The sequence below is a fragment of the Sulfuricurvum sp. genome (assembly GCF_049587615.1).
GTDB lineage: Bacteria > Campylobacterota > Campylobacteria > Campylobacterales > Sulfurimonadaceae > Sulfuricurvum.
Genome location: NZ_JBAVEF010000022.1, coordinates 38,162 through 64,060, shown reverse-complemented (window position 1 = coordinate 64,060; position 25,899 = coordinate 38,162). Strand labels below are relative to the sequence as shown.

Below are 25,899 nucleotides of genomic sequence, written 5' to 3'. Positions count from 1 at the left end.
TCGAAGCGTTGGCCAGTTATAAAGTCGAAGTGGGCGGACCGAGATCGGTTGCCGATGTCTTTAACCGTTTGGGTGCGAAAGTATCCAAAACAACCCTGGCACAAATCGAGCAGTTGGATCAGGAACTGGCCTCATCGATTAAAGAGATGATGTTCACCTTCGAAGACATTGTCAATCTGGATGGAAACAGCATCCGCGAGATTCTCAAATCGGTGGATAAAAACGATCTTATGCTGGCGCTTAAAAGTGCTCCTGAAGAGCTTAAAGAGAAATTCTATGCGAACATGTCTCAACGGGCCAAAGATGCTTTTATCGAAGAGATGCAGTTTGCAGGGGCGGTAAAGGTAAAAGAGGTCGAAGGGGCCCAGCGAAAAATCGTCGATGCGGTTCAGGCATTGGCTGAACAGGGGATATTGCAGCTGGGCGAATCGGAAGAGATGCTGGAATAACCCCGGAGGGAACATTCCATCTCCCCGCCTAATAAACCCTCTCCAATAGATACGCAATCAACGGCAACGTCACCAACGCAACAAGAATTCCGTATCCCACCAATGCCGCACTGAGTGCCGGGGCAAATCCCGACGCAATGGCCAAAGCCCCGGCGGTAATCATCGAAGGCATTCCCGATTCCAATACGGCGGTTTTAAGGGCCAAAGGATCGGTTCCCATCGCGAATAACATACCAAACGCGATAAAAGGCATCACAATCAGTTTGAGGCTCAATGCTTTTATGAAAAGCGGATAATCGACATCTCCCCCGAAACGTAAAGAATACCCTACCGATACCAAGGCAACCGGAACGAGGGTTGAGGAGAGTATCTGCAAATACGGCGTAATACCCGAGGGCATTTCGCCCCATCCCAGGGCTACTAACAGCATCAAAAAAGGGGGAAACAAAAAGAGTTTTTTGACAATCAGCCGTTTATGGATCTGTCCCGTCTCATAACGTGCAAGTACGGCACTGCCGTACACAGAAAGGATCAAAAACGTCCCGAATTGATCGTACATCAACACATAAGGGATCGCGCTAGAACCTAACAGCGTTTGAACAATCGGAATCCCGACAAACGAGGTATTCCCCAACGGCATCACGAGGAGTAATGCCGCGCGAACCTCGGGAGGATGATTTTTCGTCATTGCGAGGACAATGGCTGCCGTAATCGGAAGCAACAGCCACGGAATAAGAATCACCCCAAGAGCTGAGAGATCCAAATGAATTTTCGGGACTTGAAGGAGCACCGTAGCCGGAAGCGAGACATAGATGACAAAAAAATTAAGACTTTTCGCCATATCCGCAGGGGCATCGGTCCGTTGGAGCATAACACCCAGCATCAATAAAGCGATAATAAAACCGAACTGCTCCATCTTTACCCTTCGTTGTTGTAACCGAATACTAATCGGAACCCCCTTTTAATTCTCTAAAAGCGTTATAATCATAATTATGCAATCTCACTAGGGAGGTGTATCATGGAGACCAAGTTCATCAACGAACCGCTGAAAGCATCCCTCGATGCCAATACCGACTACTGGTACTGCACCTGCGGTCTTTCAAAAACATTCCCGTTTTGTGACGGAAGCCATAGTGGAACCGACAAAACGCCGATCAAATTTTCCGTCGAAGTAGAAACCGATAAATGGCTCTGCCGTTGCGGACGTTCAGGTCGCAAACCCTACTGCGACGGGTCGCATCAACAGTAGGTTCAATGCATCGCTATACTTCCCCGAAAATATCCTTTACGACCCTACTGAAATGGCAGTTTTCCAAAGTCTATCGTCGACGTAGTGCAGAGTCTTCGGCTCTGCCTATCGTACTTCACGAAAAACTTCCGAAAGGCGAATACACGCTCTGGCTCGGGCATGCAAGCCTCTGGCTGCGACTCGGCGAAACAACGGTTGCCATCGATCCGGTAGAGGGGGATATCCCCCTCTACCGCCGTCACAGTATCCTCCCTATCCCAAAAGAGGAGCTAAATGCCGATGTTATCCTCCTCACCCATGCCCATTACGATCACTACGACAAAGCCACGGTGACGTATCTTCTCCAACACAATCCGAAAATAATTATCGTAGCACCCGCAGGATTTTGGCGCTATCTCAAAGGGAAAATCGATCGGGAACGGTGTTTTGAACTGGAGTGGTGGGAATCGGTCATGGTAGGGGGGCTTTTCATCACCCTGGTCCCGAGTAAACACTGGAGCAAACGGACCCCTTATGATACCAATAAGGTATTATGGGGAGGATATGTCGTCCAAAACAGCGCTCACACCCTCTACCATGCGGGAGACAGTGCCTACGGAGAACATTTTAAAGAAATCGGGAAAAAATTTGACATTGACGAAGCTTTTTTACCGATCGGCGCTTATCGTCCCGAAGAAATTATGAAACACAATCACCTCAACCCCCCCGAAGCGATTCGGGCTGCCACCGATTTAGGGGCTAAAACAGTGATTCCGATCCACTATGGTACGTTTGCCCTCTCGGACGAACCGATCGATGAACCGATCGAGTGGTTTGAAAAACTCATCCGTTCCAAACCCTATCCGTTTGATCCACGGACGTTGCGTGTGGGAGAGATTTACCGTTTTAACGCCATATCAACACTCAAATCAACCTGATCGCGTACGGTTAAAAATACCATTTTCGGCGGGTTGATTCCAAAATCGGACATTTTCATCGTGCTTTTGGCTTTAATACGCACCTTAGACCCCTCTTCGCTCACACTCCCTTCAAAATTCATCGCTTTCGTAACTCCGTGGAGGCTCATCATCCCTTTCAAGGTAACATTCTCTCCCCCTTTGGAGAGCACTTCTTTGATTTCAAACGACGCTTTCGGAAATTTATCCGATTCCATCGTCTCGTACATATTGGCGTCTCGCTTTTTATTGTCGCTGGTAAAATCGACGATATTGACATCGATCACCCCGCGCAGGGATGTGACAGAATCTTCCATACTCAGATGCGACACCGCTTTTTTAAATACCGGATCGATCGAGCTGTCACCGAATACTTCGGTATGCGCCCTAATGCTCCCCGATTCAAAGGTCAAATTCCCCGCAAATGCAGAGGCAGCTAATAAAACCGCTGCCAAACTCACTATTTTTTTCATGTAATTCTCCTCAAATAAAATGGGACCACCAGGGCAGAAAGTCCTAAAATTGCTGCAGCTATCCAAAGCTGATGTTGCCATGCGATTGCGTTAGCCGCAGATGCCGCAATCCAACCGACACCCACCATCGACAATCCGATCAGCCGTATGTCCGCCAAACGGATCAATGCGTGAAATACCAAAACATTATAGTAGGAGATGACAATCGGATAGACAACCGCGAGCAGAATCGGTTCCCTTACCCAATAGAGGGTGTAGCTCAGAGCGAACAGAATCCAAATAAGACGGCTTTGGCTCATCAGTTCACCGCCGTAACGAAACGCGGCGTAGACCCCCGCTAAATGAGAGGTGATAATAAGGAGGGTATACTCACTCCAAATATCCCTATCCCCTGAGCGTGCAAGGGTCTCAAAAAGTGCCGAATCGGTGAAGATCCACAGCATCATCACCCCCAATGTCGGCCAGTGAAACGTTTTCTTTTCACGGGAAAGGGCCGTTTTTAGCTGGGCAAAATGCAAAGCCGTGAGTGAAATCAGCGGAAGGATTACGGCGATAATGCCGCGCTCTTCAAACGGATAGGTATAAAGGGCCGTTCCTACCGCATACGATATCGCCAGTCCGAGGGAGAGCTGCAACGTGCTCTGAGTTCTGAAAATATAGAGAAGCAGCGGAGTGGTGTACCCTACGACAAACCCCAGAACCAGAAGCATCCCCAGCGAATAGTTGGGGTAAAACCATGAGATCATCATCTGAATCCCGAATACGAAACAAAGCTCCAACTTGAGCCTTTGATGACGCCAAAACGCACTGAGCAAACTCCCGATCATCCCTCCGATCGGAAGGGTATAGAGATCGTGAATATGCGAATCAAACGCTCCGACCACCCCCGTCTGTGCAATGAGCAGGTAATAAAGGAGCTGTGAGCTGAGGACAATGACAAGAAAATTCACTCTTTACCTCGCAGCACCAGCCAATACCAAAGGGCAAAGGCTCCGTCATACAAGGCTACCAAAAGGGCAACTCCATCCAATGTTCCCGCCATATAGAGAGCAGCGAATACCGATGCGCATAGTGCCCGCACCGTCGCACTCAAAGCAGCAAAACGCTCCGCATCACGGTGCAATCCAAACCAGTGCATCAGCCCCGTTCCGATCATGAAAGCAAATACGATGTATTCATACGTCCCGCCAAAATCAAATCCCAACAACGCGAAAAGAGCGGCTCCTCCCAGGATGAGGATCACCCCTCCCCCCGCATCGCTCACCAAACCGGTCAAATGGTAGAGTTTCAACGGTGAGTCGATACGGACACGGACCCGCTCGTAGGTCATCCAAAGAACCATACCAAGCATTAAAGCACCGATAAAGGGACGAATCATCAAGAAAGGCTCCGGCGTTCCGCCGAATCCTCCCGTTTCGATCACCCCTGCTATGCTAAGGGCTACCACCATCAAAACCATCAGCGCCGCCCAGATAACCGCATACACGCGGCGAAACCGTTCCGGCAAAAGATGATGAAGAATCGCTAAGGCCATAAACGCCACCCCTAGCCCCATTGCGATATGGGCATGCCCCACGACCAAATCGTTGCGGTGGATCAATGCGCGGATTTCAGGGATAAACAGAAAATTCCCCTGCACATCGACAAACACAAACGCCCAAATCGAGAGGATCAGATAGGGGTTAGTTTTAAACGTGACCCCAGCATCTCTCAGCCACACCCACAATAACGGCAGATACAGCAACGTCAAATACTGAAAAAACCACTCTTCACCGTAACTGAGGCTATGAAAAAAATTGCGGATAAAGAGCGACACGGCATAGCCGGCAAGAGGGATAATCCACAGCCCGTGCCAGCCAGGTTTGAATGCCCGCGTCGCGCTCAGTTTGATCAGGAGATAATAGATCGGAATCAAGGCAAAACTCATCCCCAGCGTGTTGTCCCCGTGCGGTCCGACAAGAGTTTGCTCGACCTGGCCGTAATCGGGGTTCATCAGGATAATCAGGGCAATGGGGGCAGCGATGACGACGAGGAGCGATACATTCACCCAAAGGGGACGTTTCTCATAACGGCGGAGTGCATCGACAAGGGCGAAAAGATAAAAAAGACCGCTAAAAGCAAGGAGGAAAGTGAGCTGATAGGGAAAATCGTAAAACGGCAACCCCCGCATGTTTCCGAAGAGGAGCGCCATAGACATAAAGAGCAAAAAGAGGTTCCAGACGACAAAATAGCGGCGTAAATGTCCTATCGCGACTTCGGACAATACCCCCTCTTTTTGAAACAGGGCAAACGGCAACAAGGAGAGGATCAACGGGAAAAATCCGTACAGCATCTGGGAAATATGAAGTGAGCGGGCACGTTCAGGAGACAGAAGTGTCTGTGAACCATCCAATCCTACTATTTCTAGCGCATATACGAGTCCGGCTAAGAGTCCGATAATCAGCCATGTCAGTGCGAGAGGAAGCTCATCGTTTATGAATCTGCTTAACAATGCCATCCTCCATCTCAATGATGCTATCCGCATAATCGGCTATTTTTTTATCGTGGGATGCCACAACAAAACCGGTCCCCTCACGAGAGAACTCCTTAAAAAGTTCATACACCCCCAAAGCATTTTTCGTGTCCAGATTCCCCGTCGGCTCATCGGCAAAGACAACCGAGGGACGGTTGATTAATGCACGGGCGATGGCGGCACGCTGACGCTCCCCTCCGGAGACCTCATCACTGTAACGCCCCCCAAAACGGCCAATCCCCAAATTCTCCAATAGCGGGTCCACCAACGCCGAATCCAATGCCGCCAATGCGACGTTTTCCCTCAGCGTCAGATACGAGATCAAATAATGGAACTGAAAGACAAACCCGATATGATGACGTCGAAACCGATCGATATTTCCGAGCTCGCCAAAGGTTTTGCCCTCATAGCGGACACTCCCGCTCGAGGGCTGCAACAATGTCGAGAGTATGGAGAGAAGGGTCGTTTTTCCGCTCCCGCTCTCACCGATAATGGCGGTAAAGCTCCCGGGTTCAATGACGAGGTCAATGCCGCCCAGTACTTTTTCATGCCCGTAATAGTGTTCCAAACCAAAGGCTTCGATTTTCATGCGCCGCCCCGCTGAATCAAACTCATCGGATCGATGCGGGAGGCATAGATCGCGGGGAGGAATGTCCCTATCAAGGCCATCGTCACCGAAACGATAAAAACATTGATCATCAACGTCGCCGTTATCTCGCCGTTGATGTAGCCTTGGAATTTATCGGCATGCTCAATCAGTTCCAATATCCCCAGCGACCCCCCCAGTGCAACCGCATAGGCGGCAATCGCAATGATGAACGTCTCACTCAGGAGTTTCAAAATAATGGTACTCGAAGAGAGGCCGATGGAACGCATAATCCCAAACTCCCCTTTCCGGTCGTTTACTACCATACTCATCATGCTCACAATCCCCAATATCCCCATTAAAAAGGCCAAGGCGGCAATCACGCCCGAACTGGTTTGGATAATCTTGAACTGATTGTAGGAGTCGATAAAACTCTCCGTTGTTTTTGCCTCGATGTCAGAGCTCAATTGATTGATTTTTGCGACGATCTCATCGCTTTTACCCAAATCTCTCAGGCTGATCAAAAAGATCGAAGCACTTTTGTGAAACACGTTCCCCGCATCCGAGAGGCTCATCACTACTCCGCCGTCTTCAAATCCGATGCGGCTTTTAAACACTCCGCTCACCGCAAACGTTTTTTTAGAGAGGACAATTTTTTCGGGATGGTTGAGCGTCTCATAGATTTTAGACCCCAGCATCACTTCACCCGACACCGGATAGCCGCCTTTTGTCAGCGTATAGCTTTTGTAGCGGTTCTCACTCACCCCGTAAATGCCGACAATCGGCAGCGGGTCAACGGGGGCAGCCCCTAAAATAAGGATACTGCTCTCTTTCACTCCGTCGATATGTTCAATCGAAGCGCTCAAAGAACGGTTAATGTCACTAAAAAAGGTATCGGCAATCCCTTTTTGAGTAACAATAATGTCCCCATCGGTTTTGAGCATCGTGCTGTACATGCTCACAATTCCTCCTGAGATGGCGCTGATGAGAAAAATAGCGGCGATCGATACGGTCATGCTGATGAAGATAAGGGCGGTTTTAAACCGGTTTTTACGCAGTGCTTTGAGCGGTGTAATCACTGCTCAATCGCTTTTTTAACGTCTTCGGCTGTCGAGATAAACTCAATGGCGGTAATAATATTCTCCCGAAATTTCATAACGGTGATCTTCTCTTCCTGATACGGGAACTTAAGCCCCTCCTCTTCATCCTGAATCAGTAAAATCGTATGAGTATAGTTACGCATTTTCGGCAATGCAAAGGTTTCGGCGATAAATTTCGGCATTTGGCTGATATCGGCGACAAAAGCCGCTTTATTTTTAGCCAAATACCCTCTATCCTGAGCAGCAAGATACTCGTTAACCGTAGCCGCCGTCTTTTTTTCGAATGCCATAATCAACGTTTTTGGCATCGTTGTGAGGGTAACGCGTTTGCCGAATTGATCACTCAAATCCAGCGGCATGACCGATTGCCCCACATTATACGGAGCCGCCCAAACGCTCACGGCAACCAACAACGCAACAATCACTTTTTTCATAAAATTCCTTTTTTTATCTGATGTTACACACTTTGCTGGCAAAGCCTGCAAAGTGGCAGGGACATTTGTCCCTACAACCCCCTCAAGCTACCCATATCTTTCGGATATGGGAGAAAAACTCTCTTTTCACACTTCTTCAAGTTAAGTGCATAAAGTCAGTTTTTAATCCTTCAAAAGTGTAACCTATCAAGAGTAAACGGGCTATTGTGTTACGAAGGATATCGGTAGATGATGAATTTTTGATGAAAATGAGGTTTTTATCTTCGGCAGGCAAATGCGGTACAGAGGAGCGACCCTAATGGGTCAGTTTGCTTAAAAGCGCTCCAAGCTCCTCGTGCTGAGGAAGGGTGAGTGCGAAAGTCTCGTCCATCACCTTGTCGAGATGATTCATCTCGGTGAGGGTGATTCCAAAAGGATCTTTTTTCGCCACTTTGCTCCCCGCGGAAGCAAGGGTGACATTATCCAGTTTTTTAGAGCTGTGACGGATAAAATAGGTGAGGAAATAACCACCCGAATGATCTTTTTCGATGGCAACCACGACGCGCGAAGCGTTACTGCCGCTCCACGAAAGATCCGGGGCAAGGGTTTTGAAATCCTCGACGGAAAGATACCCCACATAGACTTTCGTATAAATATCGTGATACCGCTGCGTCGCCGCCCGACGGAAAAAATCGACATCAATCGGACTTTTTCCCCGCAATGAGCGTACCATCCAGGAGAGGGTACTGTAATATTTAAAGGCCGCAATTTTCAGCTCTTCGGCATGGGCAATTTTAGCGCTTTCGACACGGATCATCGGAGCACGCGGAGACTTGGAGCTCAGACGATCCAAAATATGGCGGGCACTGTAGGGTTTCGTCAGCCAAACCGAAGCATAAGAGGGGAGATCCGACGTTCCCGTTGCCCCTTCGTTCAACACCAGCAGTGCTTTGACGCTATAGCGGGGGAAAAGGACTTCAAGCAATGCCCGTTTTTTACGGAGCCGTTTTTTGAGATTGCTCACCGATTTTACCAGGGTCATTTCGACAAAATAAAGCTCTTTGTCGGTAAAAAGGAGCCCATCGAATTCACCGATCTCTTTGTGGCGGGCACGGTATATAATCTGCCCTTTCCAGCTCACGGAGAGGGCATCGCTCTGCGCACGGGTTCGGTGTTTGTGGGGCCCTTTGATGATAAAGCTTTTGATTCGGGGCTCATTGGCGGCATAACGGAGGAGTTTTTCGTAGATATAGTTCTCGTACACTTCCCCCTCAAATGAGCGAAATGCACTGATGTACCCTTCATCCTCCATTGTCAATCCCTTCGCTTCCAGGGAGAGAAGATGATCAATGTTATAGTCGTAATATAAAAGGTTATCGCCGAGTTCTGCATCGCCCTCAGGGATAACGGTATGGTCGAATGTTAGGATGGGAGCCTCTTTTGGGGGATTAGAACATTTTTACTAAATGCCCGTTACCATTTTACTTTATTTTAGCCAATAATTTAGATGCGTTCTAAAATTCCGTCAGCTATTTTATGTAACGGCAGTTGTTTTTCGACTGCACCGAGGTCATACGCTACTTTTGGCATGCCGTAAACGACACAGCTTGCTTCATCCTGCCCTAGGGTTCGTGCCCCCGCATTGCGCATCGATAAGAGACCTCGGGCACCGTCTCCTCCCATCCCCGTCAAGATAACGCCGATCGCATTAGCCCCGGCAATTTTGGCGACGGAGTTGAGTAAAACATCGGCGGAGGGTCTGTGTCCTGAAACTTTCTCTCCGCTCCCGATCTCGACGTAATAGCGTGCCCCCGAACGGCGCACCACCATGTGATAGTCTCCCGGCGCAATCAAAACAACCCCCGGAGTAATCGAATCGCCGTTGCGGGCTTCACGCACCTCCATCGCACACAACGAATTGAGCCGCTCGGCAAAGGGAGCCGTAAAATTGGCGGGCATATGCTGAACGATAACGGTTCCCGGAGCGTTTCTGGGCAATCCCATCAGGACATCTTTAAGCGCTTCGGTTCCCCCCGTCGAGGCTCCGATGGCGAGAATCTTATGGGTTGTTTCGGCGAGTGACGTCGTATTGGCCTGCAGGGAATCACGCAGTACATGTTGTTGCACTTTTGCTTTTGACGCCGATTTGATTTTTGCGATGAGTTCATCGCGCATCTCCTCTTTGCCGTCATAAATATGCGAATGGGGCTTGGGGACAAAATCGACGGCTCCCGCTTCCAGTGCTTCGAGGGTTGTTTTGGCGCCGTTTTGGGTCAAGGATGAAACCATAATAACGGGAATAGGCATATAATGCATCAGCCGCTTCAAAAAAGTGATCCCGTCCATCCGGGGCATTTCGACATCCAAACAAATCACATCCGGACGTAATTCGACGATTTTATCCCGGGCGATATAGGCATCCGATGCGCTCCCGACTACTTCGATCATCGGATCCGATGCAAGAATCTCCGTGAGCACAGCCCGTGCCGTAGCACTGTCATCAACGATCAATACCCGTATCGCCATCCCTTACCTCCCATTCATCATATCGCTGCGCTGCGCGTATTTTAAGAGCACTTTTCCCCGTTCCAGATCAAACTGAATCTTGCGGCCGTTTTGTCCCCCGATATCCTCGGCAACAATCGAAATTCGGTACTCTTTTAGAATCTCCCGCGCCACCAGTATATTTTTCTCTCCGATCATCATCGCCTCCGACCCGCTTATGTTCATTGACGCGCCGCCGAATATCTTGGCCTGAAGGGTTTTAGAACTCGACCCCTTAGCCATCATCGTTTCAATCAGTTTTGGAATCGCTATGTTCCCGAACCTCGGGGATTGCAAACCATTACCGTTCCAGAACGGCAAGAGGTAATGGTTCATCCCTCCTATCCCCAGGTTTGAATCATACAAACAGACGGCGACACACGATCCCAAAACCGTAGAAATCGCCCCCGGTGCACTGTCGATGTGAATCTGACCCACATGGATAAACGTGGAACACCCTTGAATCATCAGAGTTCGATCGCGTCATCAAACGATTCAAACAAAAACTCATTTGAACCGCACGCTTCTGAAGTGGAGAGGAGCGTTTCGAACGGAAGCGTTACGGTGAACGTGACGGTATCATCCCCGCTCGTATAGTCGATGCTTCCGCCAAGCCGTTCACACAGCTCTCTTACGATACTGAGTCCTATTCCTAATCCGTGTCCCCCATCCGGTCCGTGTGCAAAGCGGGTAAAAACCTGCGGTTTGTACTCCACATTCGGCCCTTCTCCGCGATTTTTGACCGTAATACAAACCGTTAAGCCGTTCTCGTGTATCCCCACCTCGAGCTTTTCGTCGCTTCTTCCGTAACAGCAGCCGTTAGCCAAAATATTTTTGAGGATGAGATAGAGTTTTTGGGGATCGGTGACGATTTTTTTCTCCAACGTGTTCTCAATGAGGAGGTGAATGTTTTTCGCTTTCAACGGGTATTTTAACGCCTCAGCTGCCTCATTGACCAGCTCTACGGGATCCACCAGGGCTTTTGTGATATTGCGCTCACCGCTCTCGATCTCAGCGGCCGCAACGAGATTTTGGATACGAAAATCGAGGATCAACGCCTCTTCATGCACCAGAGAGTGTATCGCCTCCAGCCGTTCATCGTTTTGGGGCGCCAAACGGGGGATCAATCCCAAAAGTGCCGTCATCGGGTTATTCAGTTCACTGGCGACCAGCGATAAAAATCGTGATTTGGCTTTCTCGCTTTCGATGAGCTGCTTATTGAGATCGAGGATTTTACGGCTTAAAAAAGCCACTTCCTCACATTTTTCACCGCACTCATCTTCGTGATACATACGCTTACTTTCCATGGTTCTCTTCCCTTGCTTTGATCATCACCATCTCCTCATGCAGACGTTCCAGAATCACAACACTCTCCTCGGACCTTTTCATCAGTGAGCGATTTTCACCGTCAAAATTTTGCCCCATTTTCTGCATGGTTGCGATCTCCTGAACCGTTTCACCGATCAATGCTTTGAGCTGAGCAAATATAATTCCAAACCGTGCCGACTCATCCGAACTTCCCGCCGCCTCGATCACCCCGTATACCTGAACATATCCCAGATACATCATCTGCTTTTCAAGCTGATCCAGATAGGCCAAAACCTCTTTTATTTCCCCGTTCAGTTCCCCTTGCAATGCTTTTGTTTTATCCGAATACTCCATTACCAAAGCAATCAGATCACAAATATTCCCGCGCATTTCAACCATCTGAACTTCACTGTTCTTACACAATACCTCATCGATCACGTACGTAACCATCTCAATTTGCAAACGAATAGCAGAGACTAAAAAAACTATCCCGTTCAATGCACTGGAGAGCTTTTCAATCGTTTGGTGGATCTGATGGATCAGGGCATCATTCTCTTTTGCATTGATGCGGATATCCCGCGCCAGAATACCGAACGTCTCCCCTCCATTCGCTACCTTATACGACGATACCGAGGTATTCAGCGATAAATTGACGATATCACGGGCGAGGTAGCGCAGAGCCATCCCCTTCTCTTCGAAAATCGATTTTATGTCGGCAAAAAAATCGATTTTTTCAAACCACCGATCATACTCTTGCAGTAATATTTCACACTGGGTATGCGCCGATTTAAGCTGGGACAACTGCGGATGTACCAGGACAAAATCTTCCGCTTTCATACACGATTGTGATTTGAGGTTTTGCCGCCCTTTAAGCTCAGATAGCAATGCATCCCCCATAAAGTGCTCATAACTTTCATATCCCACTTCACGCAACAACTCCGGCATTATCCTCTCGCTCTCGTCCATCCCCCCTGTGCTCTCAGCCATCAAAAGTTTAACGTAGAGTTCTCTGATAGCGCTAAACACTTTGGTATCGGGTTTGATCCGAATCGAAACGTATCGCTCTTTAAGAGGGAAAACTGCAGCAAGAACCCAGTAATATCCCCCCTCTTTTGTTTTATTTTTGACGTAGGCAACAATCGGTTTGCCGGCTTTTATATGATCCCATAAGGTTTTAAAAATAACTCTCGGCATATCCGGATGGCGAACGATATTATGAAAACTGCCGATCAGTTCGTCTTTCGTATATCCGCTGATTCGGACAAATACGTCATTCCCCGAGAGGATAGTACTGTCGTGGCTCGTGATGGAGAAAAAAAGCTCATTGCTATTTAATTTAGTTTCCTTCAAAGTCACGGTGTATTCATTCTTCTCCACTCAATTCCTTATAATCGTTGATAAATCGATGAGCCCAATAGCTTGAGCGTATCGCGATGACTGGTCAAAGATTCCGAACTCCCCAGAAAGAGGGGGGAACCTTTGGGCAATACCGTCGTAAAACGTCGAATCACTTCATGACGGGTCGGATCGTCGAAATAGATCATGACGTTGCGGCAAAAAACCATATCGAATTGGTTTTTGAAAAAAAACGGATCGGTCACCAGGTTATAGAGTCGAAACATCACTTTTTCCCGTAAATGAGAGGCAATCCGATAGTGAATACCCTTTTCGGTACGCACTTTTTCAAATGACTTCCCTATAATCTCTCTGGGCATCGCTTCGACGTTTTTAGCCTCATAACTCCCCTCGATTGCATGGGAGAGTACCTTAGGTGAGATATCGGTTGCCAAGATCTTGATGTCCCAGCTCTCGAAATCACTCAAATGGTGTTGTAAAAACATCAAAATCGTATACGGTTCTTCTCCGCTGGAGCACCCTGCCGACCAGATACGGATCTTTTTCTCCCGTTTTGAGGCGATAAGTGCGGGTAAATAGCTCTCCAGCCATTTCCACTGCGCCCCCTCGCGAAAAAATGAGGTGACGTTGGTCGAGATGGCGCTGACGAACAAGGCGAGCTCTTCCCCGCTCATATCGTGCACAAGGTAATCATAATAGGCCCGAAAAGAATCCAATCCCAATTGATTAAGCCGCTTATTCAGCCGCCCTTTGACAAGGGTGCTTTTCTGATCCGAAAGAGAAATGCCTACTTTTTCATAGATATACCGACGGAAAAGGGCAAATTCTTCGGGTTTAAGCTCAATTTCCACCATGAGATGCCTCGATCAATGGGCGCAGCTCATCGACGTTGAGGATCAATGCAATATCGCCGCTCCCCAGGATCGCTCCCCCGGTGATCTCTTTGAGACGGGCAAGTGCTTTGCCCAGAGGTTTAATAACCACTTGCTGACGCCCGACCAGTTCATCGACCATGATGGCGATTCGTCCCGCTTCCGTTTCGACACAGACGAGAATCCCTTCCCACGGCTCCAGGCGCTCGCTAACCGGAAGATCAAACACATCGCTCAGGCGAATCACGGGGATATGCTGTCCGCGCATGCTGACAAATTCCCCTTTTTCTTTGAGGGCGTGGACAATTTCCCGCTCGGGGCGGAACGATTCGACGACACTCAGCGTCGGGATGATATAGATCTCTCCTGAGGCTTGTACGAGCATCCCGTCGATAATGGCCAACGTCAGAGGGAGGACCATCGAAAACGTCGTCCCCTCCCCTTCGCGTGATTCGATCTCGATCTTCCCTCGCAGTTTCTCGATCGAGGTTTTCACGACATCGAGCCCTACCCCGCGCCCCGAGAGATCGCTGATCGTGTCGGCGGTTGAGAATCCCGGCTGCATGATGAGGCCGAAGATTTGGCTGTCGGTGAGATTTTCATCTCCCGTGATGATCCCCCGCTCTATCGCTTTGCGGAACACTTTCTCTTTGTTGATACCGCGACCGTCATCGCTGACGCTGATGACGATGCTGCCGCTTTTGTGGTAGGCGCGTAATGTAATCGTCCCCTCGACCTTTTTTCCTGCGTTCACACGCTCTTCCGCATCCGCTTCGAGACCGTGATCAATCGCATTGCGGATAATATGGATCAGCGGGTCGGAGAGGCTGTCGATCATCGTTTTATCGATCTCCGTCTCTTCCCCCTGTATATTCAAGCGAAGTTCTTTCCCCGTTTTTTTCGAGGTATCCCGAACTACCCGTTTCATTTTATCAAACGTATCGCGGATTGCGACCATTCGCAAACTCATGACCCGATCCTGAATCCGTTTGGTGATCTTTGAGAGGGTCTCAATCGTCCGGCTGATCGATTCGTCTTCTATGGCGCGAATCTTTTCATTCTGGGCGATAAAGTTTTGGGCAATGACAAGTTCACCGACCGAATCGAACAGTTCATCGAGTTTAAAGGTATCGATACGGATCGTCGATTTTGCCGAATTTGCACTTGCCGATGTATTCTCAGAGGATACTTTGGAAGCTGTTTTAACAATCTCCTGTGTTTTTTCGACATCACTCGCGCTCTCCCGGACTGCAGCAGCCGCAACCGGCTCAACCCGGGAAACCCGATATTCATGATCAAATAAAAACTCAAAATTTTCACGAACCTCTTCCTCCGTTTGGGAGGTTAATACGATCGTAGAGACCCGTCGAATCGCATTCTCATCGCAGGCAAATTGCCCCAGCGGCGGAACCGCTTCCATATCGAAAAAGCTCTTCATCGATGCCGCTTTTTCCCCCAAGAGCTTGAGAAAAAGGAGATGATCGAACCCCCGTTTGTAGGCGTCGGCATCCAGCATTAAATCGATTCGGTAAAGGCTCAATCCCTCGGTCTGAGAGGCTTGATAGAGCTGAAGCGTATTAACCACGTTATTCTCAAAGTGTTCCGTACAGCTCAACCCAAACTCAGACGCAAGATCATTCAACGATCCGCACGCCTCCTCTAGGAGATCCTCTATCGGCAGATTTTTTTTCGAAGCGATCAGTTTTTTGATCCGATCCAAACACCCCCCGTATTCCGAAGGAAGCTCCGGAAGGGCATCGAGTTCGCACGTCATTACCTCTTTAATAATGTCGACACTTCCGACGAAGAGTTCGAGATGGTGCTCTTCAATATCTTCCTGGGTACTGCGATAGTGATCGAGTACGTCTTCGAAATGGTGAACAAACTCTCCCAAACGGGTAAAGCCGAAGGCGTTAGCATTCCCTTTTAAGGTATGCACGCCCCGAAAGATTTCGTTCAACAGATTGAAATCGGCCGAATTCTCTTCAAAACGGAGAATATCGACATCGAGTTTTTCGATAATCTCCCCCGCCTCTTCGATAAAAATCGCTTTGACCTGTTCTTGTTTAGTCATGACACATCCAATGCAGGGTTCCATACGCACCGGACGTCGTCATTCCCCGTTCTAAAAACGGGATATTCAACTCCGGACGCGTCCGTTTCAAACTCACCAACAGTGCTATAAGGGCACTGCTTTGCAGTATTCCCCCCGCTTCAATGGCGATGGTTTCTATATACTCCAGACGGGGACGAATAAACTGCTCAAACTCCCGTATATCTTCCATCGATAATTCCGCCCCAATGGTGAGGACATCACCGTCGAATTCCATCTTAGAACTCTTTCAAATCGTCCTCATGCAGAGGAAAAATCTCGCTGGCTTTTGCCGGAGTTCCTCTGCTCTGAGAGACGGGAACGCTTCTGCGAGGAGCCGGCGGCGCTTTGATTTCCAAAGAGTGGAGCTGCTTTTTCTTTACAACCGCCGAGGGAGCATCATTTTCCATCCCGACCATTTTTGCCAGAACACGGACCGTTTCCATCATCGAGGTGGCTTGCGCGTTTAGCTCTTCGGCGGCAGCCGCGGCTTCTTCGGAGTTTGCGGCAACTTGCTGCGTTACCTGATCGACCTGACCCATCGCCTGATTGATCTGTGCCATCCCTTCGGCTTGCTCTTTTCCGGCAATAGCGATTTCACCGATCAAATCGGAAACTTTTTTCGATTGCTCGACGATCTCTTGGAACGAAGTGTGGGTAGCGAGGGCAATTTGATTCCCCTCTTTGATCTGTCCTACAACCTCTTCGATGATATCAGAGGTCTCTTTGGCCGCAGAGGCGGCACGCTGTGCCAAATTACGCACCTCATCCGCAACAACGGCAAAGCCTAGACCGTGTTCACCCGCGCGCGCCGCTTCAACCGCCGCATTCAACGCCAAAAGATTCGTTTGGAATGCGATTTGATCGATGGTTTTAATGATCCCGGAAATTTTCGCCGCCGATTCGGTGATCGCGTGCATCGAATGGGAAAGCTGTTCCCCCTTTTCGTATCCGGTACGGGCCGCATCGTTCGCATTTTTCGCCAAAATATCGGCTTGGCGTGCGTTATCGGTGTTTTGGGTATTGATGGCAGTGGACTCTTCCAAGGTCGCACTCACCTCTTCGACGCTGCTTGCCTGCTCACTCGCCCCTTGCGCCAATGATGAAGAGGATGCAGCTACCTGGTCAGAGGCCGACGTGATCTGCATCGCTCCGTCACGGATCGAAGTGACACTCGCGGTAATAGCCCGGGTGATCGATCGGATAATCACTATCGACAACATAAGGGCAAGAGCAAAAGCGATTGCCACAATGGTCATTGTCATTTGGACAGCCGCCGCAGACTCTTCGGTCGCTTTTTTCACCTCTTGATTTGCAATATCGATGTTGATCTGCGCAATTTTATCCATGCTCTCTAACGCCGCTGAACGAGGCGCACGGCTTTCTTCAACAAACTGGGTCATTTGAGCAAAATAGACCTCTATCATTGCAGGATCGGTATTGTTTGAAAGAGGAATAAGGGTGTTGGTTAAAAACTGTTTGCTCATCTCCTGCCATTTGCCCATTTGTTCTTCATATTTTTTCCACTCCATTGCCTCTTCAGGAGTTTGAGGGAGAGGTGCATAGAGCTTATACCCTTTTTCATACCGCTCGAACCCTTTATTGATCCGCTCTACAGCATCTTGAAGCTTATCGTGCATTTTCGGATCGTCTTTAAGGGCGCGAACCCGATTTTGCTGGATAACCACCTGATTAATACCAACCCGCATATCCATGATTCCGACAATCGAAGGGACTCTCACACCCCCAACTTCGTTCATTCCACGCTCCCATTTTTGGGTCGAGTCATATCCCAAATACCCGAGAACACCTAAAGCGATCATCATAACTGCGGTCAACAAAATCAACTTGCTTTGCAATACCATGTTTTCCAACCAATTCATCGTTACTCTCCCTCACTTATCTGTTTTTGCTGTATTTGTTCCAAACTCAAAAGTTCATCCGCTTCGAAAAGCTTCAAAACATCCAAAATCATCACCACGTTCTCCTCAATCTGCGCCATGGAGCAGATAAAATCGGTATCGATATGACTCCCGAACTTCGGCGGTTCGCTCAAGTGTGCCGAATCGATCGATGCCACCTCTTCGACCCGATCGACGATAAAGCCGACGTTCACTTTTTCCACCTCGACAATAATAATCGCCGTGTGCATATCGGGCTCTCGAATCTCCATTCCGAAACGGAGCCGCGTATCGACGATCGGGATGATTGAGCCGCGCAGATTGATCACCCCTCGCATATAGTGGGGGGTTTTAGGAACCTGGGTCACCTTCATCATCGCAATAATCTCTTTGATCCGATCAATCGCTATACCGTATTGTTCGTCACCCAAAAAGAACGTCAGGTAGCGTTCCCGTCTGGATTGGGTCGTGTTTTGTTCCATATTTAGACTCCCAACACCATTTTAAGTGATTTAACCAGCTTGTCATCACTGAACGGTTTAACCATCCATCCCGTCACTCCGATCTCTTTGCCTGCCATTTTCATCTGTTCAGAGCTCTCCGTCGTAAGGATGATGATCGGCTTCGTTTTATATCGATCGTCCGCTTTAATAGCACGTGCCAAATCAAGACCGTTCATTTCCGGCATATTGACGTCGCTGATCAGCAAGTCAAAATTCTCATTTCCCGCTTGCAGCGCCCCCAACAGTTCCAACGGGTTCAAATACGATTTAAATTCGATCACACCACTTCCGATCATCTCATCGAGTGCCAACTCCGCCGTTGCAACAACCGCCCTTGAATCATCCACAATAATCACTCTTTTTGCCATTATTTGTCTCCTTTAATATGTTTTTAACTGATCTTACACACATTGTATTCAAAGGTGCGTTGATAGCAGTTTTTCTCCCGTATCCGAAAGATACGGGAAACTTTAGGGGATTGCAAAGGACACGCGTGTCCTTGCCACCCAAATGAGCTTTGCTTATTTGGGTGTATCATATCAGTATCTTAAAAAAATTCCATATCATTATCATCTTCTACCTCTAGCTCCTTATTGCCGATAATCCCTTCGATCTGCATGCAGGAACTGAAAAACGAACTGTCCAGATAATGGATGTCTGCGGTATCTTGCAGATTGAAAATATGTTCCCTCCACGACACGAGATCCGAACCCAGATGTTCCATCAGCATGACCGTCTTTTTTAACGTGACAGGATCATCGATGATTGCCTTCGCATTCTCTTTTAAAAATGCCCCCAGGGAGGAGAGGGCGTAGCCGAGTGCGGTAAATTCCACCAAATTATTGATCGCATGGACATAAACGCCCAATGCTCCATCTACAAAATTGCGGAGGTTTTGGACGGTATGCTCTTCCTCCAATATTCGAAGTTTTTCTTCCCACTCTTCATTGAGGCTCTCCAAATCACGAATCTCATCGAGGACATCCCCGCCGATATCACGAACGTACTCAATGGCCGTCGTTTTATGGACGAAGCTTTGGCGCAGCATCTCTTTTTCTTCGGAATGAACGATGCGCGTCTCTTTTAGCTCTTTGATGACCTCATGCACCGCCATTGCGCTCGGAGGAGCCGGGGTTTCGATGACCGGAAGGGCGGTTTTCGCTTCCAAAACTGCCCTCTTTTGTGGAGCATTTACCACCTCTTTACTCATCCCCAGACGGACACACACCAAATTTTCCTGCACTATGCAGTCTGCTCCCAACTCTTGGATCAGAGTGGTTGCTTTGGGCTTCAGCTCAACCCTTTTCTCAAATTTTATCGTCACAAATATCTCTTCAAAACTCTCTTCGATAATAATACTCAGCGGTTCTGCGTTGCGTTTTCCCTGACGCATCAGCTCATAATAAAGTTCGATTACGCCGTCGACTTTCGTGCACGATGTCGCCCATTTCTCCTCGCACCGGGCAAGTACCCACATACCGAAATCCATCATCGCATCCGAATCACAAATATCAAAAACCGTTTTAAAATGGCGGATATCGGCACAAAAAGGGTTCAGTGCTTCTTTTTTGGAGAGTCTTTTAAATTTCCCCTTTTTTGCACGAAGCAGTGCGGCAAAATTTTCCAGTTTAAATCGGATAAGATCTTTATCGATGGGTTTGCGAATGTAGGCCGCAACGCCGATAGAGGTCATTTTCTCTTCCATCTGCGTATCCATCACGGCGGTTACCGCCATGATAATGGTTTCAGGATAATTGCTTTTAATGATTTTGGATGCCTCAAACCCATCCATCTGAGGCATCATAACATCCATTAAAATAATATGGGGGGACCAGGAGGCCGTTTTGGCAACCGCTTCCAGCCCATCTTCGGCTTCTGCGATCTCAAATCCCTCTATTTTGCGGCAAATCGCTTTGAGAACCAGCCGATTATCTTCGACATCGTCTACGATCAGTAATCTTATATTACCCATTCCGACTCCTCTTTCATGGCAAGTTTTTTCGTTTTAAGGGAAAAACAGCTCCCGCTTCCCTTTTCTGAACGTACACTTAATGCAAATCCCATAGCCTGCGCATACTCTTTTACAATGCTCAGTCCCAGCCCTGTCCCGTGATCATTGGATCTGACTTGCTCAAAAGGTTCAAAGATACGGGAGAGTTTTTCACTCGGAATCCCGATCCCGCTGTCTTCGACCTCAATGCAGCACACATCACCCTCTTCACTCACCCGAACTTCGATAAATCCATCCGGTGTAAATTTAAAGGCATTGGAGATAAGATTCGTCAAAATTTGTTTAAATTTTAAGGGATCACACTGTATCCATATATTATTTATTTTTATCTTAGACCTGTAGTCTATATGGCTGTTTTTGTTTAAACTTGAACAACTCTCATACGCCTCCTGTACTAAAGAGGCCGCATTATACGGCTCGATAGCAAAGGTCTCTTTGCCTGATTTGAGTTTGGCCATATCAAGCAGAGAGTTAATCAAGGACAAAAGATTTTGAGAGTTTTTATAGACTCTCTCCATGTACATCCGAACCAAATCCCGATTCCCCTCATCCTCCAGAATTTCGTCGAAATTTTCCAACGCCAAATCGGTAAAATTGACAATCGCATTGAGAGGGGTACGGAGCTCATGCGATACCTGATCAAAAAATTTGGTTTTGGACTCCAGAGTTTGAATCGCTTCTTCTTTTGCCCTTACCATTTCGGTAATATCCCGTCGTACCGACAAATACTCGACAACTTCTCCACGCTGATCTTTAATCGGGACAACCGTCGTATCAAAATGGTGAACATCCCCCTCTTTATCGACGTTTTGGAGAACCCCTTTCCAAATATTCCCTTTCACGATGGTCTCCCAGATAGACTCATAACGTAAATCATCCTGATCCGGAGCACAGAGAATGAGAATATTATCACCGATAAGCTCATCACGGGTATAGTTTAACGCTTCGCAAAAAGCGTCATTGACATAAGTCAAGGTCCCGTCCAAATTACTCTTGGATACGAGATTCGAGACGTCAATAGCCCGATCGTACTGCTGCAATAAATACTGAGCCTCTTCTTTGTCTTCGATACTGGTTCGGAAACTCTCTTCTAGCGCGGATTTATACCCCATCATCTCCGTAATGTCGGTCAACGTTATCACGAAAATATTGTTTGCCGGTTCCAAATGCTGAACTGATACATTAAAATGAAACAGACTCTCACGCCCCTCTACGGCGACACGATAATGGTATTTCTCTTTGCGAAGGATCGTATCAAACCACCGGCGCATTTCATACCCGTCATAAACGTATCCGTATTTATCGATTTTTTGAAAAATGTTGGAGAGGGAGAAACCCGGATCAAAAACATCCATCCCTTGAGCGGCGAAAAATTCACTAAACGCGGCGTTGGCGTCTATGATCGAATCGCCATCGGTAACGGCGATCAGATCGGAGGTAAAATTAAATAAAGATTTATAATAACGAAACGTAGGATCGTTCTCGCGCAGACGCTGTTTGATCTGCATTTTAAGCGTCTGTGCCGGCATGTCACCTTGCATGCATTCTCCTAAACTCACTTATTCGTCACACTATTGTAATCTCCTTTGCTTATGTTTTAATTATGCATTTCATCCACCTCTTTCATAGACCCTTTTAATTCCAAAATGCTATACTTGCATCATGCAACGACACACTGAAGATCAGATCCGGTCCCAATTCGTCACCTCGCTGATGGAGTATTTCAAAATCGAGGAGGACATCAACCTCCGCGCGCACGTCGCCGATTTGGTACGTGCCATCCATCCTTCCCAATATCGTGAATTTTTTCGGCGCTTATCGGAACGTCCGATGCCCTATAAAAACGGCTTTGAAAAAATTTCCCTCATTGCGGAAGAATTTGAGATCCAAGCCCTCACTCCCATCGATCAGGAAGCCCAGGAACGGGCCCAAAAGCTCTATACCCTGATGTACGATGTGCGCCGAGAGGTGAGCCTGATACGTGACCCGAACAAAAGTGCATTGGAGCGGTTTGAACAGATCCGTTTTACCTCCATCAAACACGTAGGCGAAGAGATACCCCTGCTCGATGAGACCGATATCAACGTCGTTAAAACACTGACCAAACGGTGGATTTATGACTACGTATCTCTCGACCGAACCCTTTTTGAAGCACGCGTGATACACGAATACCGCAACGAAATTCTCCGCCGGGAACGGGATAAAAACGAGAGTCTCTCCGCCCCCCTGAAAGCCAAACTCCTCCGGGGAGTTAAACGGACATGATTACCCTCCCCGAAACACTGATCGATCGTGATGATCTGAGCCTCATGGAGCGCGCCCTCATCCCCCTCATCGCCCGTCATACCCAGCAGTGGGGGGACAAACCGGGCGACATCGACGCTTCGACTTTGGCCCAAACCCTCCGCCATAGCCCGCGTGAAGTGATCGAAGCACTCGACGGTATGGTTAAAAAAGGGATTTTAAAAACACTCCGCCGCAAAACGGATCAAGGGGTGATGATCTACTACACCTTTGCTCCGATCACCGTTCTCACCTCTGTAACGGCGGCTCTCACCTCTACGGAATACAGCGACAGCAACTATTACCTCAACCTCACCAACGAAGCCTTTGAGGAACTCCACGCTTTTGCCCTGGAACTCTGCGCCCGCGAGGGATTGCGGCGGGAAATTTTCGAGGACTTCAATCTTTATCAACGAAGCCAGAATCGCCGCTCTTTCGACTGGTGTGCCGAGTTTGAACGGTGGGTGCGCAAAGAGATCGCGTCCAATGCCCCCGTCATAGCCTCCGCCCAAGAACTTGCCGAAGCCAAACCGACCACCGAAGAGTTCGAAATGGCGCAGTATTTCATCCGCCATCTCGCCTCTATCGATCCGCAATTTGAAGAACCGTTTAACGTGATGAGCTGGGCGGCACAGATTCGTCTTCTCACCGATACGGGAGGATATACCCTGCTCGATGTCAAAGCGGTCATAGACTGGCTCTTCAGTACCAAAGGGGATTGGTTCCGTCCCAATGTCCCCGACGCCTACCATCTGCGTAAATATTTCAAGCGGCTCATTGCCCACACCCGCTCGTTCCGCGACGGAAAACCCCGCCTTCCGGACGGAGTCGATTTATTTGATCTCTACGAGCAGATGTAATAAAAGGAGAAGAGGATGAATTTATTATCCCTGTATCTCGACCGTCCCATCAGTAAAACAACCCTTGAATATTCACTGGACCTGCAAATGAATAAAGGGGTTGAAAACGGCTATTACGGCCGAAATCAGACACTGCACGTCGTCCTCTCCCCTTTTGGGGTTCTAACCCTGATCGCGGATGAGAAAAAAACGATTGTTGATGCCCTCTCCGCATTGGGGATATCGATGAGCGATGAACAAAAGCTGATTACCCAAGATTACCCGATTTATATCGATCCCCGACACAATCAACCCTTTAGCGTTACCAATGAAGCGATCACCCTGCGCGAAGGGAGCGTCTTGAGCCTCAACGTCATTTCCCTCGCAATTTCGCAAAGTGTGGGATTGGAACGGTACGAAAAACGGCTCGATACCCTGTTTACCCAAAGCCGACGGATCGTCGAGTCGATCCATACCTTTTCGATGATGCGGCGAAGGCATCTGATGCAGTTTGCCAAACGGCTCGCACTCACCCGCCATGATATGGTGAGCAATCTCTTGTTGCTCGACAAGCCGAATATCTTATGGGACAATGAAGAAGCGGAAATCCTGTACACTCGCCTCGCTTTTGTCCTCGAACTCTATGACCGTCACGAAATTGCCCTCTCCAAACTTTCGCAAATTAAAGAGGATGTGATGCTCGTCATGGATCTCATCAACCACAAAAAAAGCGAATTTTTGGAATGGATCATCATCCTCCTCATCGGTGTGGAAATTGTCATGGGGCTCATCGAATTTATCCGCTAACGTCGAAAATAAAAATTTTTGTTATACTTTTTCAATGTACGAATAAGTGAAAGGGGTTAAGATGGATATCATTTCTCAATATTTTCCCGACATTCAGGGATGTATCAACAATTTTAGTATCAATGTTGAAAGCATTCACTTCAACCCCTCCAACGATCTTCTCTATACCCATGCGATAACGGAACATAAAAAGCTCCTTCTAGCCCTTCTCCTCTCTACTTCGGAAGAAGATATCGACAAAAACACCAAAGCGCTCGTACACTATACGATCGAAAACGATATTCCCTATCTGTTTCTCTACAGTGAACTCCTTACCGTCGCCCGCAAACTGCTGGGCCATTTGACAGAAACACATCATTGGGAGCATATTGATGAAATCAACCGCTATTTTGCGGCGCATGAGGAGCGGATCACCGCTTTGTATCTGCAGAAATTTTTACATCAGCTGAAGTTGAAAGGGGAACTCCGCCTCTCCCATATCGCCCTTATGCCGGATAAAAAGTTCATGATCCACTATGAGAGCCATATTCAATGGATCCTTAATCTTATTCACTACATCCAAGAAACCAAATTTGATGATAACTACCCGGAACTCAATCCGAGTCTCTGTGAATTCGGCCGATGGATGAACAGCACAACAACCTCATATCTCCTCTCAACATCCCATTTCAACGTGATCGAAAAGCTCCATGTCAACCTCCACGATCTGGCGGCCAACGTCATCAACTACTGCAAAAATAAAGAATTTCGACCGGCTACGCTCATCCATCTGATGCAGCGAATCGACTACTACTCGCTCGAAATCGGAAATGAAATTGCTTTTCTCAATGAGATCGAAGAGGGTGCGAAAGATCCCCTCACCCACCTGCTGACCCGCCGATTGTTTAATAAAATCATGATGAATACGCTGGACATCTCTAAAGCGACAGGGAGAGGGTTTGCCCTGATGATGTGTGATTTGGACCATTTCAAATCAATCAACGATACCTATGGCCATGCCGTAGGAGATATCGTCTTAAAACATTTTTCCGGTATATTGGAACAAAACCTTCGCAAGTCAGATTATATTTTCCGCTTTGGCGGAGAGGAGTTCATGATCTTGCTTCCCACGACGGACAAAAAAGATGCTCTTTTCCTTGCTCAAAAGGTGTGTGATGCAACCGCCGTGGGAGAAGTCATTGTTGAAGAGATAGCCATTCGGTATACAGTGAGTATCGGAACACTCGCGATTCTCGTCGATCATACCCTACCTATCACTCAAGATACCATCGACCGATACATTGCACAAGTCGATGAAAAGCTCTATCTTGCCAAAGAGCTAGGGCGAAACCGCGTCGAATAAAAGAAGGAAACCAATGAAAACAATCGTAATCACACTGGCAGCAATAGGGGCGCCACTCCTCTTTGGAGCCAATTTAGGGATGAAAATCTATGGAAAAAACTGCGTTGAGTGTCACGGAGATAACGGCAAAGATACCTCTGTCTCTCCCAAATCGATCGGAGGTGAAACCGGCGTTCTCGAAAAGCTGCTAGGCTATAAAAACGGAACCTACGGCTATGGACAAAAAGAGACGATGCAAATGTCACTCAAAACCCTCAAGGATGACGAACTCAAAGCCGTATCGGCCTACGTCGAAACTCTGAAATAACTGACCTTACACACTTT

Annotated in this window: 28 protein-coding genes; 8 read left to right on the top strand and 20 right to left on the bottom strand. The window is 48.0% G+C overall.

Going from position 1 to position 25,899, the window contains the following annotated elements; genetic code table 11:
* On the top strand, positions 1–449 hold a 449-nt coding region (locus WB308_RS04295), incomplete at its 5' end, for a FliG C-terminal domain-containing protein (protein WP_424189350.1).
* A 28-nt stretch (positions 450–477) separates the two neighbouring features.
* Here WB308_RS04295 and WB308_RS04290 read toward each other — a convergent pair.
* Positions 478–1,365, bottom strand: coding sequence for an AEC family transporter (locus tag WB308_RS04290; protein ID WP_424189348.1), 888 nt, complete (start codon positions 1,363–1,365; stop codon positions 478–480).
* Positions 1,366–1,467: 102 nt separating this feature from the next.
* On the opposite strand from WB308_RS04290, the gene WB308_RS04285 reads away from it, so the two are divergent.
* Positions 1,468–1,698 (top strand): CDGSH iron-sulfur domain-containing protein, encoded by a 231-nt coding sequence (locus WB308_RS04285; RefSeq protein WP_424189346.1) that lies wholly within the window; start codon positions 1,468–1,470, stop codon positions 1,696–1,698.
* A 5-nt stretch (positions 1,699–1,703) separates the two neighbouring features.
* On the top strand, positions 1,704–2,615 hold the full coding sequence (locus WB308_RS04280) for an MBL fold metallo-hydrolase (protein WP_424189344.1): 912 nt from the start codon (positions 1,704–1,706) through the stop codon (positions 2,613–2,615).
* Here WB308_RS04280 and WB308_RS04275 read toward each other — a convergent pair.
* The 19 genes from WB308_RS04275 to WB308_RS04185 all read right to left on the bottom strand — a co-directional run bounded on the left by WB308_RS04275 (position 2,576) and on the right by WB308_RS04185 (position 21,845).
* Entirely contained in the window at positions 2,576–3,106 is a 531-nt protein-coding gene (locus tag WB308_RS04275) for a YceI family protein (protein ID WP_424189342.1), read from the bottom strand. The genes WB308_RS04280 and WB308_RS04275 overlap by 40 nt on opposite strands.
* The gene (locus WB308_RS04270) at positions 3,103–4,056 is read right to left on the bottom strand and encodes a hypothetical protein (RefSeq protein ID WP_424189340.1); all 954 of its coding nucleotides are present in this window, start codon (positions 4,054–4,056) and stop codon (positions 3,103–3,105) included. The genes WB308_RS04275 and WB308_RS04270 overlap by 4 nt, the downstream gene beginning before the upstream one ends.
* Positions 4,053–5,597 (bottom strand): hypothetical protein, encoded by a 1,545-nt coding sequence (locus tag WB308_RS04265; RefSeq protein ID WP_424189338.1) that lies wholly within the window; start codon positions 5,595–5,597, stop codon positions 4,053–4,055. The genes WB308_RS04270 and WB308_RS04265 overlap by 4 nt, the downstream gene beginning before the upstream one ends.
* Positions 5,572–6,207: an ABC transporter ATP-binding protein gene (locus tag WB308_RS04260; protein ID WP_424189336.1), complete on the bottom strand. Its 636-nt coding sequence runs from the start codon at positions 6,205–6,207 to the stop codon at positions 5,572–5,574. The genes WB308_RS04265 and WB308_RS04260 overlap by 26 nt, the downstream gene beginning before the upstream one ends.
* Positions 6,204–7,283 (bottom strand): ABC transporter permease, encoded by a 1,080-nt coding sequence (locus WB308_RS04255; RefSeq protein ID WP_424189334.1) that lies wholly within the window; start codon positions 7,281–7,283, stop codon positions 6,204–6,206. Before WB308_RS04255 ends, WB308_RS04260 begins: the two co-directional genes overlap by 4 nt.
* The gene (locus WB308_RS04250) at positions 7,280–7,738 is read right to left on the bottom strand and encodes a hypothetical protein (RefSeq protein WP_424189332.1); all 459 of its coding nucleotides are present in this window, start codon (positions 7,736–7,738) and stop codon (positions 7,280–7,282) included. Before WB308_RS04250 ends, WB308_RS04255 begins: the two co-directional genes overlap by 4 nt.
* Before the next feature lie 295 nt (positions 7,739–8,033).
* Complete coding sequence (locus WB308_RS04245; protein ID WP_424189330.1) at positions 8,034–9,029, bottom strand: hypothetical protein; 996 nt, start codon at positions 9,027–9,029, stop codon at positions 8,034–8,036.
* Positions 9,030–9,220: 191 nt separating this feature from the next.
* A complete protein-coding gene (locus WB308_RS04240; RefSeq protein WP_424189328.1) occupies positions 9,221–10,243 on the bottom strand; it encodes a protein-glutamate methylesterase/protein-glutamine glutaminase in 1,023 nt (340 codons plus the stop codon).
* A 3-nt stretch (positions 10,244–10,246) separates the two neighbouring features.
* Positions 10,247–10,729, bottom strand: coding sequence for a chemotaxis protein CheD (locus WB308_RS04235; protein WP_424189326.1), 483 nt, complete (start codon positions 10,727–10,729; stop codon positions 10,247–10,249).
* Positions 10,729–11,568, bottom strand: a complete 840-nt coding sequence (locus WB308_RS04230) for a sensor histidine kinase (protein ID WP_424189324.1) — start codon at positions 11,566–11,568, stop codon at positions 10,729–10,731. The genes WB308_RS04235 and WB308_RS04230 overlap by 1 nt, the downstream gene beginning before the upstream one ends.
* Positions 11,558–12,919 (bottom strand): PAS domain-containing protein, encoded by a 1,362-nt coding sequence (locus tag WB308_RS04225; protein WP_424189322.1) that lies wholly within the window; start codon positions 12,917–12,919, stop codon positions 11,558–11,560. The genes WB308_RS04230 and WB308_RS04225 overlap by 11 nt, the downstream gene beginning before the upstream one ends.
* Before the next feature lie 35 nt (positions 12,920–12,954).
* The gene (locus WB308_RS04220; RefSeq protein ID WP_424189320.1) at positions 12,955–13,779 is read right to left on the bottom strand and encodes a CheR family methyltransferase; all 825 of its coding nucleotides are present in this window, start codon (positions 13,777–13,779) and stop codon (positions 12,955–12,957) included.
* Entirely contained in the window at positions 13,766–15,871 is a 2,106-nt protein-coding gene (locus tag WB308_RS04215; RefSeq protein ID WP_424189318.1) for a chemotaxis protein CheA, read from the bottom strand. The genes WB308_RS04220 and WB308_RS04215 overlap by 14 nt, the downstream gene beginning before the upstream one ends.
* Positions 15,864–16,127: a hypothetical protein gene (locus WB308_RS04210; protein ID WP_424189316.1), complete on the bottom strand. Its 264-nt coding sequence runs from the start codon at positions 16,125–16,127 to the stop codon at positions 15,864–15,866. The genes WB308_RS04215 and WB308_RS04210 overlap by 8 nt, the downstream gene beginning before the upstream one ends.
* Before the next feature lies 1 nt (position 16,128).
* A complete protein-coding gene (locus WB308_RS04205; RefSeq protein ID WP_424189314.1) occupies positions 16,129–17,772 on the bottom strand; it encodes a methyl-accepting chemotaxis protein in 1,644 nt (547 codons plus the stop codon).
* Positions 17,773–17,774: 2 nt separating this feature from the next.
* Positions 17,775–18,272: a chemotaxis protein CheW gene (locus tag WB308_RS04200; protein ID WP_424189312.1), complete on the bottom strand. Its 498-nt coding sequence runs from the start codon at positions 18,270–18,272 to the stop codon at positions 17,775–17,777.
* A gap of 2 nt (positions 18,273–18,274) precedes the next feature.
* Positions 18,275–18,661 (bottom strand): response regulator, encoded by a 387-nt coding sequence (locus WB308_RS04195; protein WP_424189310.1) that lies wholly within the window; start codon positions 18,659–18,661, stop codon positions 18,275–18,277.
* Between the two features lie 179 nt (positions 18,662–18,840).
* The gene (locus WB308_RS04190) at positions 18,841–20,265 is read right to left on the bottom strand and encodes a response regulator (protein WP_424189308.1); all 1,425 of its coding nucleotides are present in this window, start codon (positions 20,263–20,265) and stop codon (positions 18,841–18,843) included.
* The gene (locus WB308_RS04185) at positions 20,253–21,845 is read right to left on the bottom strand and encodes a PAS domain-containing sensor histidine kinase (protein ID WP_424189306.1); all 1,593 of its coding nucleotides are present in this window, start codon (positions 21,843–21,845) and stop codon (positions 20,253–20,255) included. The genes WB308_RS04190 and WB308_RS04185 overlap by 13 nt, the downstream gene beginning before the upstream one ends.
* Before the next feature lie 121 nt (positions 21,846–21,966).
* On the opposite strand from WB308_RS04185, the gene WB308_RS04180 reads away from it, so the two are divergent.
* The 5 genes from WB308_RS04180 (at position 21,967) to WB308_RS04160 (ending at position 25,882) form a co-directional block, all read left to right on the top strand.
* A complete protein-coding gene (locus WB308_RS04180; protein ID WP_424189304.1) occupies positions 21,967–22,569 on the top strand; it encodes a hypothetical protein in 603 nt (200 codons plus the stop codon).
* Positions 22,566–23,447: a hypothetical protein gene (locus WB308_RS04175; RefSeq protein WP_424189302.1), complete on the top strand. Its 882-nt coding sequence runs from the start codon at positions 22,566–22,568 to the stop codon at positions 23,445–23,447. The genes WB308_RS04180 and WB308_RS04175 overlap by 4 nt, the downstream gene beginning before the upstream one ends.
* A gap of 15 nt (positions 23,448–23,462) precedes the next feature.
* Positions 23,463–24,233: an RMD1 family protein gene (locus tag WB308_RS04170; protein WP_424189300.1), complete on the top strand. Its 771-nt coding sequence runs from the start codon at positions 23,463–23,465 to the stop codon at positions 24,231–24,233.
* Positions 24,234–24,294: 61 nt separating this feature from the next.
* Entirely contained in the window at positions 24,295–25,575 is a 1,281-nt protein-coding gene (locus WB308_RS04165) for a sensor domain-containing diguanylate cyclase (RefSeq protein WP_424189298.1), read from the top strand.
* 13 nt (positions 25,576–25,588) lie between these two features.
* Positions 25,589–25,882, top strand: coding sequence for a c-type cytochrome (locus WB308_RS04160; protein ID WP_424189296.1), 294 nt, complete (start codon positions 25,589–25,591; stop codon positions 25,880–25,882).
* Positions 25,883–25,899: the final 17 nt, after the last annotated feature.

Coding starts and splice junctions, on each gene's coding strand:
- WB308_RS04290 (WP_424189348.1), bottom strand. CDS start 1,365: ATGGAGCAGTTCGGTTTTATTATCGCTTTATTGATGCTGGGTGTTATG.
- WB308_RS04285 (WP_424189346.1), top strand. CDS start 1,468: ATGGAGACCAAGTTCATCAACGAACCGCTGAAAGCATCCCTCGATGCC.
- WB308_RS04280 (WP_424189344.1), top strand. CDS start 1,704: ATGCATCGCTATACTTCCCCGAAAATATCCTTTACGACCCTACTGAAA.
- WB308_RS04275 (WP_424189342.1), bottom strand. CDS start 3,106: ATGAAAAAAATAGTGAGTTTGGCAGCGGTTTTATTAGCTGCCTCTGCA.
- WB308_RS04260 (WP_424189336.1), bottom strand. CDS start 6,207: ATGAAAATCGAAGCCTTTGGTTTGGAACACTATTACGGGCATGAAAAA.
- WB308_RS04250 (WP_424189332.1), bottom strand. CDS start 7,738: ATGAAAAAAGTGATTGTTGCGTTGTTGGTTGCCGTGAGCGTTTGGGCG.
- WB308_RS04245 (WP_424189330.1), bottom strand. CDS start 9,029: ATGGAGGATGAAGGGTACATCAGTGCATTTCGCTCATTTGAGGGGGAA.
- WB308_RS04240 (WP_424189328.1), bottom strand. CDS start 10,243: ATGGCGATACGGGTATTGATCGTTGATGACAGTGCTACGGCACGGGCT.
- WB308_RS04235 (WP_424189326.1), bottom strand. CDS start 10,729: ATGATTCAAGGGTGTTCCACGTTTATCCATGTGGGTCAGATTCACATC.
- WB308_RS04230 (WP_424189324.1), bottom strand. CDS start 11,568: ATGGAAAGTAAGCGTATGTATCACGAAGATGAGTGCGGTGAAAAATGT.
- WB308_RS04220 (WP_424189320.1), bottom strand. CDS start 13,779: ATGGTGGAAATTGAGCTTAAACCCGAAGAATTTGCCCTTTTCCGTCGG.
- WB308_RS04215 (WP_424189318.1), bottom strand. CDS start 15,871: ATGACTAAACAAGAACAGGTCAAAGCGATTTTTATCGAAGAGGCGGGG.
- WB308_RS04210 (WP_424189316.1), bottom strand. CDS start 16,127: ATGGAATTCGACGGTGATGTCCTCACCATTGGGGCGGAATTATCGATG.
- WB308_RS04205 (WP_424189314.1), bottom strand. CDS start 17,772: ATGAATTGGTTGGAAAACATGGTATTGCAAAGCAAGTTGATTTTGTTG.
- WB308_RS04200 (WP_424189312.1), bottom strand. CDS start 18,272: ATGGAACAAAACACGACCCAATCCAGACGGGAACGCTACCTGACGTTC.
- WB308_RS04195 (WP_424189310.1), bottom strand. CDS start 18,661: ATGGCAAAAAGAGTGATTATTGTGGATGATTCAAGGGCGGTTGTTGCA.
- WB308_RS04190 (WP_424189308.1), bottom strand. CDS start 20,265: ATGGGTAATATAAGATTACTGATCGTAGACGATGTCGAAGATAATCGG.
- WB308_RS04185 (WP_424189306.1), bottom strand. CDS start 21,845: ATGCAAGGTGACATGCCGGCACAGACGCTTAAAATGCAGATCAAACAG.
- WB308_RS04180 (WP_424189304.1), top strand. CDS start 21,967: ATGCAACGACACACTGAAGATCAGATCCGGTCCCAATTCGTCACCTCG.
- WB308_RS04175 (WP_424189302.1), top strand. CDS start 22,566: ATGATTACCCTCCCCGAAACACTGATCGATCGTGATGATCTGAGCCTC.
- WB308_RS04170 (WP_424189300.1), top strand. CDS start 23,463: ATGAATTTATTATCCCTGTATCTCGACCGTCCCATCAGTAAAACAACC.
- WB308_RS04165 (WP_424189298.1), top strand. CDS start 24,295: ATGGATATCATTTCTCAATATTTTCCCGACATTCAGGGATGTATCAAC.
- WB308_RS04160 (WP_424189296.1), top strand. CDS start 25,589: ATGAAAACAATCGTAATCACACTGGCAGCAATAGGGGCGCCACTCCTC.